This is a genomic window from Haloparvum sedimenti (assembly GCF_001462205.1).
Lineage (GTDB): Archaea > Halobacteriota > Halobacteria > Halobacteriales > Haloferacaceae > Haloparvum > Haloparvum sedimenti.
On the sequence record NZ_LKIR01000126.1, the window covers coordinates 16,530 to 28,556 of the forward strand.

A 12,027-nucleotide genomic window follows, 5' to 3' on the forward strand; every position below is an offset into this window, starting at 1 on the left:
GCTCGTCCACGGGCCGCCGGGGACCGGCAAGACCTACACCATCGCGCGAACCATCCGTGCGCTCGTCGAGCAGGGCGAGCGCGTCCTGCTGGCGGCGTTCACGAACCGCGCGGTCGACAACGCGCTCGAGGCGCTCCGCGATCAGGGGTTCGAGGCCGTCGTCAGGGTGGGGAGTAAGCAGGGCGTCCGCGGCGACATGCAGGACGTGCGGCTGGTGCGCCGCGGCGACCCCGGCGAGAAGGCCCGCGAGCTCGGCGACGCGCCGGTCGTCGCGGCCACGACCGCGGCCTGCGGCTCCCGCGTGATGCGCGAGCAGGCGTTCGACGTGGCGGTCGTCGACGAGGCCTCGCAGCTCACCGAGCCCGGCACGCTCGCGGCGGCGAACCTCGCGGAGCGGTTCGTGCTCGTGGGCGACCACAAGCAGCTCCCGCCCGTCGTCCGCGCGGAGAACGACCTGCAGCGCTCGCTGTTCCAGCGGCTCATCGAGGACCACCCCGAGGCGGGCGTCATGCTCGACCAGCAGTACCGGATGAGCCAGCGCATCCAGTCGTTCGCCTCCGCGGAGTTCTACGACGGCGCCCTCAGACCGGCCACGCCCGCGGTCGCCGGCCAGTCGCTCGCGGACCTCGGCGTCGACGCCGCCGACCTCCCGCCGGCGCTCCGCGGCGGGGTGAACTTCGTCGACCCCGACGGCGCCCGCGACGGGAACAGGAACGTCCGCGAGGCCGAGCGCGTCGCGGGCGTCGTCGACGCGTACGTCGACGCCGGCGTCGCCGTCGAGGACATCGGCGTCATCGCCCCGTTCCGCGCGCAGGTTGCGGAGATCGGTCGCCGGACGGACGCGACCGTCGACACCGTCGACCGCTTCCAGGGCTCCTCGAAGGAGGTGATCGTGATCTCGCTCGTCGCGACCGGCGACCTCGACGGGCCGATCTTCGAGGACCACCGGCGGATGAACGTCGCGCTCACGCGGGCGAAGAAGGCGCTCACGCTCGTCGGCGACGCGGAGGCGCTCGCCTCGGAGCCGTTCTACGAGCGGCTGCTCGACTGGGCGCGGCGGTAACGGACCGGGGCCGCTTCGGCCTCAGGGCAACTTTGCGAGTACGGAGTCCGGGCTCGCGAGAGAGAGTACGTAGAGAAGCGTCGCGATCCCGGACACCACGAGTCCGGACAGCCCGATCGTCCCGATCAGGTCGACCGCGGGGCCTTCGAAGATCGTGGCGACGCCGGCGAGGACGAACGAAAGTGCCATCCCGAGGAGGGCTTGTTTCGCTCGCCGACCGCGCCGACGTGCTTCTTGGTGGTTCATGCGTCTCCTCCGTTCGTCTCGTTTGCCATTTCCGGCGTGTCGTCTAAGGTCTGTTGGTGGTCGTCGGCCGACTCGGCAACCGCGACCGCGGCGTCGACGCCCGACACGGCTATCGCGAACAGGGCCCCCACGACGAACAGTACGGCGATCGAGAGCTCCGGGGCCGCGAGTGATTGCGATGCCTCCAGCCCGGCTGTCGCACCGGCGATCAGCAGAAATACCATCGCGACGACGAGCGGAGACAGCACCGTCCTCTGCGGCCCCAATAGCTCGATCCCCTCGGCGGTCACTGACCGGGCGGCGAGCTGAATGAGTACCAGTAGTAAGGTGAAGAGGATGCCGACAACTTCCAGTACGACGCGGGCGGTCTCAGCCACGGTGACGAAGGATCCATCGTCACTGAATAAAAGGGTACACCCGGCAGGTGGCGGGCCCGATAGAGCCAGAGCAGGGATTTGAACCCCGGAAGTCTCGATTACAAGTCGAGTGCATGAACCGCCCATGCTCCTCTGGCGCGTTCCCGGCTTGGCGGGCCTCCTTTGAGTCAGTATCGCTTCCGGGTCGGGCGGTCCCACGCCGACCCGCCGCGCGCCGTCCGCCGGTCAGCGGTCGCCATCCGCGGTGGCGTCCCGGCCGTTTTCTCCGCGTCCGCCCCCCTCACGGCCGCCGTTCTCGATCAATCGCTTTTCTACCTCCACGCGGTGCGGTTCGTAGCCGTGGCGCTCGTAGAAGCGGCGGGCGGCCGCGTTGTCGGCCATCACCTCCAGCGCGACGGCGTCGACGCCGGCGTCGGCGAGCGCCGCCTCCGCCGCCGCGAGCAGGTCGGCCCCGACGCCGCGGTCGCGGGCGTCGGGTTCGACGTAGAGGTTGTCGATGACGCCCCGCGTCACGTCCTGCTCGTAGGTCCCGGTCTCGACGGCGGCCGAGACGAACCCGCGGATCGGTCCCTCGCCGAGTTCGGAGGCGACCCGCCCGTCGCTCCCGTCGATGTCGTCCACGTCCGTGGCCCGCGCCACGAGTAACACGTCGACGACGGCCCGCCGCGCGACCGTCTCGCGGACGGCCTCGCGGTTCGCGGCGGCGAGCAGGTGCGAGCCGTGCGCCCGCTGGTCCGCCGCGAGGTCCACCCAGAGGTCGGCGACGGCGTCCACGTCGTCCGTCGCCGCGGGGACGATCTCCATGTTCGAGCGGTTCGTCGGGATCGCATTTGGACCTGACGCTCACCGGAGCGATCGCCCGCCGATCTCGCTCGCAGTCGCCGACGGGACCGCGACCGGCGGAGCGAAGGGTTATTTAGGTAGGCCCGTTCCTTTTCGTGTGACTATCACGCATGGGTGTCAATGAATCACTACAACGCGGGCGGGCGGCCGTCCGCGGGAAACCGTTCCTGTTCCTCGCGGGGGTCGCCGGGCTGGTGCTGCTGGCGGACCTCCTCGCTCGCCTCGCCGGCGTCGAGGTGCCGATCACGGCCGAGCGCTCGTTCGGCGGCTCGCTGTCGGCGCTCCGGTTCGGCGGGCTCGTCTGGAACGGGATCGTCGTCGGGCTCATCTTCGGGCTGGCCGGGATCGGGCTCTCGATGACGTACAGCATTCTCAACTTCGCGAACTTCTCGCACGGCGACCTGGTGACGACGGGAGCGTTCACCGGGTGGGGCGCCGCGCTCCTGATCGCGGGCTGGGGCGGGTCCAGCGCCGGTCACCTGCTGTCGGTCCGTGCCGGCAGCGGCGCGGGACCGAACGCGATCGGCGCCTCGGTCGTCCAGTCGCCGCTCGCGATCCTGGTGGGCGTGATCGTGGCGGCGGTCGCGACGGTGCTCGTCACGGTGGCCGCCGACCGGATCGTCTACAAGCCGATGCGCGACCGCGGGGGGATCCCGCTTCTGATCGCCAGCATCGGGGTCGCGCTGGCGCTTCGGTACTCGATCCAGTTCGTCTACGGGGCGCGCAACCGGGGTGTCACCGCGACGGAGGGCGTCGGGGTTCCCTTCTACGGCGTGAGCATCGACCTCCACGAAATCACCCTCGTGATCGTCGCGGTCGGGTTGATGCTGGGGACCCACTTCCTGCTCCAGCGGACCAAGCTCGGCAAGGCGATGCGCGCGATGGCCGACAACAAGGACCTCGCGCTGGTGACGGGGATCCCGACCGAGCGCGTCGTCACCGCGACGTGGGTGCTCGGCGGCGCGCTCGCGGGCGTCTCCGGCTACCTCTACGTGCTTGAGCGCGGCACCATCGAGTTCAACCTCGGCTGGTTCCTCCTGCTGTTCATCTTCGCCGCGGTGATCCTCGGCGGGATCGGGTCCATCTACGGCGCCATCGCGGGCGGACTCGTCATCGGGCTCGTCCACGAGGTCTCGCTGATCTGGATCTCCTCGGACTTCAACGCGGCCGCCGCGTTCGTCATCATGATCCTCGTGCTGCTGTACCGGCCTGAGGGGCTGTTCGGGGGGGTGACGACCGCATGAGCGCCGCGACCGACGCCGGGGGTGACCCGGCCGCGGACGGCGGCGACCCCGCCGAGGGAGAGGAGCCGGCGACGGTGACGGATGCCGTCGTGGGCGCCCTCCAGGAGTCCGACCTGCGGATCGTCGGCGCGACGATGCTCGCGATGTACCTCCTGTTCCTCGTGTTGACGGTCGCTTCCGAGGGGATCGGCCCGCGCACGGTGAACGCGCTCGTGTCCACGTGGGTCCGGCTCACGTTCCTGTTCGCGGCCTACTCCACGCTCGCGCTCGCGTTGAACCTCCACTGGGGATACACCGGGCTGTTCAACATCGGCGTGGCGGGCTTCATGGCGATGGGCGTCTACGGCATGGCGCTGTTGTCCACCTCGCCGGACGCGGTCTCCGGGATGGGGCTCGGGCTCCCGCTGCCGATCGGCGTCGTCGGCGGGATGACGCTCGCCGCGGTCGTCGGCCTGCTCGCCGCGCTGCCGGCGCTCCGCCTGCGCGCGGACTACCTCGCCATCGTGACGCTCGGGCTCTCGGAGATCATCCGGCTGACGCTCAACTCCGCGACGCTGTCGAGTTGGACCGTGTCCACCTTCGGCTTCGGTACCGGGGGCGGCAGCGGTCTCGACCTGCCGGACACGCCCACGGACGCGCTGTTCGCGGCCGGCGGACCGCTCGACATGACGTTCCCGCTGGTTCAGACCTCGGTCGTTCGGCGCGCGGCGTGGGTCGTGGTGATGGCCGTCTTCGTCCTCCTCGTCTACTGGTTGCTGCGCCGCGTCGGCAACTCGCCGTTCGGGCGCGTGCTGAAGGCGATCCGCGAGGACGAACTCGTCGCGCAGTCGCTCGGCAAGGACACCCGCTGGTTCAAGATCAAGGTGTTCATGCTGGGCTGTGCGCTGATGGGACTCGGCGGCATCCTCTGGCAGGGGTCTCAGGGGTTCGTCAGCCCGAACTCCTTCCGACCCATCGTCACCTTCTACGTGTTCGTCGCGGTGATCGTCGGCGGCTCCGGATCGAACACGGGCAGCATCGTCGGCTCGATCCTGTTCGTCGGCCTGCTGTTCGAGGGGCCGCGGACGATCGGCAGTATCCTCGGCAACGCACTGGAGCTCGGCGGGTCGCCGGGGACGTTCCCGGCCGCCGTCGCACCGCTCGGGTCGCTCGACCCGATGCCGCTTCTGGCGTACGCGGTCGGGAACATCTCGGCGTTCCGCTTCATCCTGCTCGGCGTGGTGCTGGTACTGCTGATGCAGCACCGACCCGAGGGGGTGCTCGGCCACCGGACGGAGACGGCCGCGGCCGTGGACCTGCACCGCTCGGGATCGGGAGGTGAGACCGATGAGTGAACCCGAGACGAACGTGCCCGAGGACGCGGACGTGGAGGCACCCGACGAGCCCGAGACGCAGGACTCGCCCGTCGAGCAACAGGCCGCCTCGGTGCCCGCGGAGATCCCGCTTCGCGTTCGCAACCTGCGCAAGACGTTCGGCGGGATCGTCGCGGTCGACGACGCCAGCTTCGAGGTGGAAGCCGGGACGATCACCGGCCTGATCGGGCCGAACGGCGCCGGCAAATCGACGACGTTCAACTGCATCGCGGGGGCACACACCCCCGACTCGGGCACCGTCCAGTTCCAGGGCGAGGAGATCACGGGGCTCCGGCCCGACGCGATCGCCAACCGCGGGCTCGTCCGGACGTTCCAGATCGCTCGCGAGCTCGCGGAGATGACCGTGCTGGAGAACCTGATGCTCGCGCCGAGGGGACAGGTCGGCGAGCAGCTCTGGAAGTCGGTGACGCCCGTCGCACGCGGCGACGTGATCGAACAGGAGGCGGAGATCCGCGACCGCGTCTGGGAGACGCTGGACTTCTTCGAGATCGACCACCTCGCCCATCAGGAGGCGGGGACGCTGTCGGGGGGGCAGCGGAAGCTGCTGGAAATGGCCCGCGCGATGATGACCGACCCCGACATGCTGCTGCTCGACGAACCGCTCGCCGGCGTCAACCCGACGCTGGAGGAGAAGCTGCTCGACCGCATCCACGAGCTGCGCGAGCAGGGGTACACGTTCCTGCTCGTGGAACACGACATGGACGTCATCATGGAGAACTGCGAACACGTCATCGTCATGCACCAGGGGTCCGTCCTCGCGGAGGGGCCGCCGGAGGAGATCCGGTCGAACGAGCGCGTCGTCGAGGCGTACCTCGGGGAGGACGAGCTATGAGCGCTGAGGACCCCGAGGACGCCCCGGCCGAGACCATCCCCGACGCGGAGGGTGACGAAGTCCCCAGCGGGGACGCGGCCGCCGAGGCGGGCACCGGATCGGACGCGGGCGGCGCCCCCGACCGCGACGTGGACGCCGAAAGCGATCCGCTCGCGAAGGTTCCGGACGACGTGCTGTTGCAGGTGCGGGACCTCGACGCCGGCTACGGCGACCTCCAGATCCTGACGGACGTGGACCTGGACGTGGGCGACGGCGAGTACGTCACCATCGTCGGGCCGAACGGGGCCGGCAAGTCGACCGTCATGAAGTCCGTCTTCGGGCTGACGACGTACATGGGCGGCACGATCACCTTCGACGGCACCGAGATCCACGAGCGCGCGCCCGAGGAGATTATCCACGAGGGGATCAGCTACGTCCCGCAAAACGAGAACGTCTTCGACGGCCTCACCGTGCGGGAGAACCTGGAGATGGGCGCGTACATCCTCGACGAGGTGCCCGAAGCGCAGATCGAGGAGATCTACGACCGCTTCCCGGTGCTCCGCGAGCGCTCCGACCAGAAGGCCGGCACGATGTCCGGCGGCCAGCGACAGATGGTCGCGATGGGGCGAGCGCTGATGCTCGACCCCGACCTCCTGTTGCTCGACGAGCCCTCCGCGGGATTGGCCCCCGACCTCGTCCAGGACATGTTCGACCGCATCGACCGCATCAACGACGACGGGACGGCGATCCTGATGGTCGAGCAGAACGCGAAGGCCGCGCTGCGGCGCTGTGACCGCGGATACGTCCTCGCCAACGGCGAGAACAGCTACACCGACACCGGCGACCGCCTGCTCGCGGACGAGGACGTGCGCCAGCAGTTCCTCGGCGGATAAGCCGTCCCCGGTTACGGTCCTTCTGTCACGCCGCGGTCCTTCTGTCACGCCGCGGTCCTTCTGTCACGCCGCGGTCCTTCTGTCACGCCGCGGTCCTTCTGTCACGCGCGTCATAACCCCAAGAGCCTGTCGACCGCGCAACGCCCTACTCGCGCCGCTCGCGACGTGAGCCGTCGAAAAAGTCGGACCGTGCCCGCGGCCTCAGTTCTCGAAGTCGATAGTGCGCTGGACCTCGAGGCCGCCGTCGAGGTACCGGGACACGTCGTAGCTGACCGCGCGCATGTCGCCGTTGTCGTCGAAGTCGACCGGCGAGGACGCACCGACGTAGTTGACCGACTCGCCGTCGGCGACCATTCCCACGGCGTCGGCCAGCTCCGACGGACCGACCTCGGTGCCGTCCGGGTTGGCGACGGTGCGAAGGTTGTCGCGGATGGCGGTGCCGTCGGGCTCGTCGGCGTCGGCGGCGACGCTGGCGAGGATGGTCACCGCGGCCGCGTCGTACGACTGCGCGTTGAACACCTCCGGGCTGTTGCCCCACTCCTCCTCGTAGAGGTCGGCGAAGAAGTCCGCGCCGGGGCCGGCCGCGCTCGGAGCGGTCCCCCACACGTCCTCCATGTCGTTGCCGACTTCCTCGGGCAGCGAGGAGTCGATCAGGCCATCCGGAACGATGATCGATCCGCCGTAGTCGTCCGCGTAGTTGCTGTAGTAGTCGCGGAACAGGGTGATCCCGGACTGCGGGAAGCCGACGACCATCAGCACGTCGGGGTTGTCGTTGAGCGCCGTGCCGAGCTGGGAGGCGTACGAGGACTGCTCGGGCTCGAAGGAGACGCGGTTCGGGACCTGTCCGTCGTGTTCGGACTCGAAGGCGTTGACGAACGACTCCTCCAGCGCCTGTCCGTAGTTGTCGTTGAGGTACAGCGTCGCGGCCGTACTCGCGTCGAACTCGTCGACGACGACCTGCGCCATCACCGGTCCCTGCAGCGCGTCGCTCGGGCAGGTCCGGAAGATGTAGTCGTCGTCCTCCAGGTCCGTCACCGCAGGCGCGGTTGACGACGGCGAGATGCCGACCGTCTCGTTCGGGATGAACACCTCTCGGGTCACCTGCAGGTTGACGTTCGACGCCGCCGGGCCGACGACCGCCGGATAGCCGGAGTCGACCAGCGACTGGGCGCTGGAGATCCCCGCCTGCGGGTTCGTCTCCGTGTCCTCCGTCTGCACGTCGAGCGAGTAGTCGATCTCGTCTTCGATCTGCCGGGCCGGAAGCCGACCGCCGTCCCGCATCGTCGTCCCGAGACTGCCGAGGTCGCCGGTTTCCGGCATCAACACGCCGTAGCGGATCGTCGGTCCGCCACCGCCGCCACCCGTACAGCCGGCGAGGCCCACCGCACCTGCGGTCGCTGCACCTTTCAAGAAGTCGCGCCGTTGGATACCACGTACCATGTGGCAAGGAATAACGTAAGGGGATATAAAACTGCCGCGCGACCGTCGCGCCGCCGCCGAGTTTCCGCCCCCACCTCGCCCCGTCCCGTCACACCTCCTGACAGTCCGGACACAGCATCTGCCCGTTCGACGGGGCGAGCTCGGCCGTTAGCGTACCGCAGACTTCACAGATGCTCTGGGTCGCCGCCGTCGTGGGGGCGTCCGCGCTCTCGGCGTCGACTGCCGCCGCCTCGGCGGCCCCCATGTCGATGGTTTCCACGTCGGCGGCACTTCCCCGCACGGCGTGCTCGCCTCCGGCGGACGGATGCGTTGTCCCGGCCGCGAGCACGTCGCGCTCCGTGAGGACCCCGACCGCCTCTCCATCGCGCGTGACAACCAGTCGGCTCGACCCCTCCGCGACGAGGCGTTCCTCGGCGGCCGCGATCCGACTGTCCGCGGGGACGGTCGGTGCCGGCGGCGCCATCACCTCGTCGACCGTCGTCTCCCCGGGGTCGGCACCGTCGAGGATCGCGCCGAGAGCGTCACGCGGGGAGAGACAGCCGACTGGCTCGCCGCCGCGGACGACGACCAGGCAGTCGGCCCCCTCCGCCAACATCAGCTCGGCCGCGTCGCCGAGCGTGTCGGACTCGCTGACGCCCAGGAACGCCCTGTGCATCACGTCGCGGACTGTGGTACCGTCTTGCATAGTCGGGGAGACGGACGGGAGGGTGTAAAACTTGCCTCCACTACAGTTATCAACGCGGCGAGCCAAGTTCCTCGGCCGCCGCCGAACGCGAAAGAGAGGCTTCAAGCCTCGGCCTCTCCGAGAGGCGTTCATGACCATCCCGTCGTTCGTGATCGGGATCGCCGGGGGGACGGGCGCGGGCAAGACGACGGTCGCCCGGCTCGTCACGGAGAACGTCGACGACTCCGTCACCCGGATCCCCATCGACAACTACTACGAGGACCTCTCGCACCTCGACTACGAGGAGCGCGCGGACGTCAACTACGACCACCCGTCGGCGTTCGAGTGGGAGCTCTTGCGGGAACAGTTGGAGACGCTCTTGGAGGGCCAGTCCGTGGAGATGCCCCAGTACGACTTCGAGGTCCACAACCGCAAGCCCGACCGCGTCACCGTCGAGCCGACCGACGTGATCGTGCTGGAGGGGATCCTCGCGCTGTACGACGAGGCGGTCAACGACATGCTCGACCTCCGGCTCTACGTCGAGACGGACGCGGACGTGCGGATCCTCCGCCGCATCCAGCGGGACGTGGTCGAGCGCGGCCGCGACCTGGAGGGCGTCATCGACCAGTACCTCTCGACGGTGAAGCCGATGCACGAGCAGTTCATCGAGCCGACGAAGAAGCACGCGGACCTGATCATCCCGGAGGGCGCCAACACCGTCGCTGTCAACCTCCTGGAGGAGAAGATTCGCTCCGAGGTGGAGGGCGAGGGCGTCCGCGACTGGGAACGCGGCACGCTCGAACAGCAGCTCGCCGAGGGCGTCTCGCTGGACCACGAGTAGGGCGTCCTGCTCGAGCGCGAGGATTCGGGTTTTCACGGAGTGGTGACGAGTACGGTCCGCTGGCGTGGGCGTCCTCCAGATCGAGATCCCCTTGTCGGCTCTCTGTACGGCGCGTTTTCTGTCTCTGCTGCAGATCCTGCTGATCGGGACGGTAACACCTCGAAAGCCCCAGTCGGCTCGAGCCGGCTGCCCCTTTCAGTCCCACCCACCGCACCGCCCCGCTCCGCCCCGCTCCGCGACGCACAGCAGCCTCGCACCTCCCCAGCCTCGGCCGCGGGCCGGCCGCGGAACGGCACCGCACAGCAGGCGGCCGGCCCGCGACCTCCACCGAAAATCGGAGATTTTCGAGCAGCCGGCGTGCAGTCGCGCGCCGGCGACCTCGCGCGCGTTCCTCGCGCGCGCCGACCGCGCCGCCACGATCGTTGACCGAACGGACGGCCGTAGCTGACTCCCACCGTGTCCGCGGCGTATTCTCACACCTCGTCGCGGTCGGTGTAGGTGTCCCGACGAGCGATCAGCCCGTCCTCGAACTCGTGGAAGTCCGCGAATCCGAACGACACCGTCTCGCCGTCCTGCACGCCGGAGAAGGTCCCGCGGACCGCCACGGTCGTGCCGTCGAGGCCGTCGCCGTCCGCGACGACGCGGTGGACCTCGTGGCGCCCGTCCTCCAGCGGCCGCCCCTCGAAGTAGAACTCGCGGAACGCCTCCATCCCCTCGATGGCGTCCTGTCCGGGGCGCTCGTAGACCACGTCCTCGGCGAACAGCGCGAACAGGTCCTCGTACGCCTCCGCGTCGACGTGGTCGTAGTACGCGCGCACCGCCGCCTCGGGGTCGTCGTGGCCGTGAGTCATGTCGACGAGTCGACGCGCCAGCGCGCTAACCGCTCGGATACCGGCGACTTTCGCTGGAGCATCGAGAGGGGTGAAGCGGGCCTCAGCGACCGCCATCCGACCGCCCTGCCGCGTGACCGAACCTTTTGAGGGTGCCCCGCGAACGGACGCGCATGACTGAGACGGACCCGGACATCGTCGTCCTGCGACAGAAGATCCACGGCCTCGACGCGTCGGACTACGCGGCGGCCCTCCGCGAGCGCCTGCCCGACCACGAGGTGGCGCTGGCCACCACGCCCGCCGAGGAGCGCGAACTGGTCCGAAACGCGCGCGTCGCGACCGGCTTCTCGATGGGGCCGGAGCTGCTCGACGCCGCGGAGAACCTGGAGCTGTTCGCGTGCGTCTACGCGGGCACGGGCCACCTCGACCTCGAGGCGTTCGACGAGCGCGGCGTCGCCGTGACCAACGCCTCGGGCGTCCACGGCCCGAACATCGCCGAGTACGTCCTCGGGTCGATGATCGCCCACGCCCGGGACTTCCCGCGAGCGTGGGACCAGAAGGCGGACCGGCAGTGGAACAGCTACCCGACGACGGAGGTGTACGGGTCGACGGTCGCGGTCGTGGGCCTCGGCGCCATCGGCGAGACGGTCGTCGATCGGCTGAAGCCGTTCGACGTTCACACCGTCGGCGTGCGCTACTCGCCGGAGAAGGGCGGCCCGACCGACGAGGTGTACGGCTTCGACCGGATCCACGAGGCGGTGACGGACGCCGAGTACGTCGTCCTCGCGTGTCCTCTCACCGACGCGACCGCGGGCCTGATCGACGACGAGGTGTTCCGGACGATGCGCGCGGACGCCGTCCTCGTCAACGTCGCGCGCGGGAAGGTGATCGACACCGACGCGCTCGTCTCGGCGCTCCGCTCGAACGCCATCGGGAGCGCCGCGCTCGACGTGACCGACCCCGAGCCGCTGCCGGAGGACCACCCCCTCTGGCGGCTCGACGACGTGACCATCACCCCGCACAACGCGGGCCATACGCCCGACTACTTCGAGCGGTGCGGCGACATCCTCGCGGCGAACATTCGTGAGCTCGACGCGACGGGCGGACCGGCGGACGCCGAGATCGAGAATCGGGTGAACTGAGGAGGTTTCGCGGTCGTTCGCGTCGATCCTGATCGACCTTCCGTTGACCGTTCTGTTGTCGATCCTCCTGATCGGGACAGTAACACCCAGAAAGCCCCAGCCGGCTCTCCCTACTACTGATCTAGTTCCCCTGCAGATCCTGCTGATCTGGACAGCAACACTCAGAAAGCCCCAGCCGGCTCGACCGCGCCGGGCCTCGCTGCGCTCCTCGCTCTCAGCACCGCCCGCTGCGGTGCTTGCGTCGTCCGGGCGGGATCGAG

General features: G+C 69.3%; 13 protein-coding genes and 1 tRNA gene. 7 read left to right on the top strand and 7 right to left on the bottom strand.

What is annotated here, in order from left to right; all coding sequences use genetic code 11:
• The coding region (locus AN233_RS18035) for an AAA domain-containing protein (protein WP_245626045.1) at nt 1-1,063 on the top strand (1,063 nt) is incomplete at its 5' end.
• 21 nt (nt 1,064-1,084) lie between these two features.
• Here the strand turns inward: AN233_RS18035 and AN233_RS16855 are convergent.
• The 4 genes from AN233_RS16855 to AN233_RS09515 form a co-directional block, all read right to left on the bottom strand.
• The gene (locus AN233_RS16855) at nt 1,085-1,309 is read right to left on the bottom strand and encodes a hypothetical protein (RefSeq protein WP_125920012.1); all 225 of its coding nucleotides are present in this window, start codon (nt 1,307-1,309) and stop codon (nt 1,085-1,087) included.
• On the bottom strand, nt 1,306-1,686 hold the full coding sequence (locus tag AN233_RS09505) for a hypothetical protein (protein WP_058366552.1): 381 nt from the start codon (nt 1,684-1,686) through the stop codon (nt 1,306-1,308). Before AN233_RS09505 ends, AN233_RS16855 begins: the two co-directional genes overlap by 4 nt.
• Before the next feature lie 63 nt (nt 1,687-1,749).
• Nucleotides 1,750-1,823 (bottom strand) — tRNA-Thr (locus tag AN233_RS09510).
• Between the two features lie 88 nt (nt 1,824-1,911).
• A complete protein-coding gene (locus AN233_RS09515) occupies nt 1,912-2,490 on the bottom strand; it encodes a GNAT family N-acetyltransferase (protein WP_058366553.1) in 579 nt (192 codons plus the stop codon).
• Nucleotides 2,491-2,639: 149 nt separating this feature from the next.
• Here AN233_RS09515 and AN233_RS09520 point away from each other — a divergent pair, with 149 nt between their 5' ends.
• Genes AN233_RS09520 through AN233_RS09535 form a run of 4 tightly spaced genes read left to right on the top strand, consistent with a single transcriptional unit; the run spans nt 2,640 to nt 6,850 of the window.
• Entirely contained in the window at nt 2,640-3,773 is a 1,134-nt protein-coding gene (locus AN233_RS09520) for a branched-chain amino acid ABC transporter permease (protein ID WP_058366554.1), read from the top strand.
• The gene (locus tag AN233_RS09525) at nt 3,770-5,107 is read left to right on the top strand and encodes a branched-chain amino acid ABC transporter permease (protein WP_058366555.1); all 1,338 of its coding nucleotides are present in this window, start codon (nt 3,770-3,772) and stop codon (nt 5,105-5,107) included. The genes AN233_RS09520 and AN233_RS09525 overlap by 4 nt, the downstream gene beginning before the upstream one ends.
• Nucleotides 5,100-5,978: an ABC transporter ATP-binding protein gene (locus tag AN233_RS09530; RefSeq protein ID WP_058366556.1), complete on the top strand. Its 879-nt coding sequence runs from the start codon at nt 5,100-5,102 to the stop codon at nt 5,976-5,978. Before AN233_RS09525 ends, AN233_RS09530 begins: the two co-directional genes overlap by 8 nt.
• Nucleotides 5,975-6,850: an ABC transporter ATP-binding protein gene (locus AN233_RS09535; RefSeq protein WP_080508416.1), complete on the top strand. Its 876-nt coding sequence runs from the start codon at nt 5,975-5,977 to the stop codon at nt 6,848-6,850. Before AN233_RS09530 ends, AN233_RS09535 begins: the two co-directional genes overlap by 4 nt.
• Nucleotides 6,851-7,051: 201 nt before the next feature.
• Here the strand turns inward: AN233_RS09535 and AN233_RS09540 are convergent, their stop codons facing one another.
• Together AN233_RS09540 and AN233_RS09545 are read right to left on the bottom strand one after the other, a co-directional pair.
• The gene (locus AN233_RS09540) at nt 7,052-8,290 is read right to left on the bottom strand and encodes an ABC transporter substrate-binding protein (protein WP_058366557.1); all 1,239 of its coding nucleotides are present in this window, start codon (nt 8,288-8,290) and stop codon (nt 7,052-7,054) included.
• A gap of 88 nt (nt 8,291-8,378) precedes the next feature.
• Nucleotides 8,379-8,975 (bottom strand): CBS domain-containing protein, encoded by a 597-nt coding sequence (locus AN233_RS09545; RefSeq protein WP_058366558.1) that lies wholly within the window; start codon nt 8,973-8,975, stop codon nt 8,379-8,381.
• Nucleotides 8,976-9,105: 130 nt separating this feature from the next.
• Here AN233_RS09545 and udk point away from each other — a divergent pair, with 130 nt between their 5' ends.
• Nucleotides 9,106-9,795, top strand: coding sequence for a uridine kinase (gene udk, locus AN233_RS09550; protein WP_058366559.1), 690 nt, complete (start codon nt 9,106-9,108; stop codon nt 9,793-9,795).
• 473 nt (nt 9,796-10,268) lie between these two features.
• Here the strand turns inward: udk and AN233_RS09555 are convergent, their stop codons facing one another.
• On the bottom strand, nt 10,269-10,646 hold the full coding sequence (locus AN233_RS09555; protein WP_058366560.1) for a nuclear transport factor 2 family protein: 378 nt from the start codon (nt 10,644-10,646) through the stop codon (nt 10,269-10,271).
• A gap of 152 nt (nt 10,647-10,798) precedes the next feature.
• On the opposite strand from AN233_RS09555, the gene AN233_RS09560 reads away from it, so the two are divergent.
• On the top strand, nt 10,799-11,767 hold the full coding sequence (locus AN233_RS09560; RefSeq protein ID WP_058366561.1) for a D-2-hydroxyacid dehydrogenase: 969 nt from the start codon (nt 10,799-10,801) through the stop codon (nt 11,765-11,767).
• The last annotated feature ends 260 nt before the right edge of the window (nt 11,768-12,027 follow it).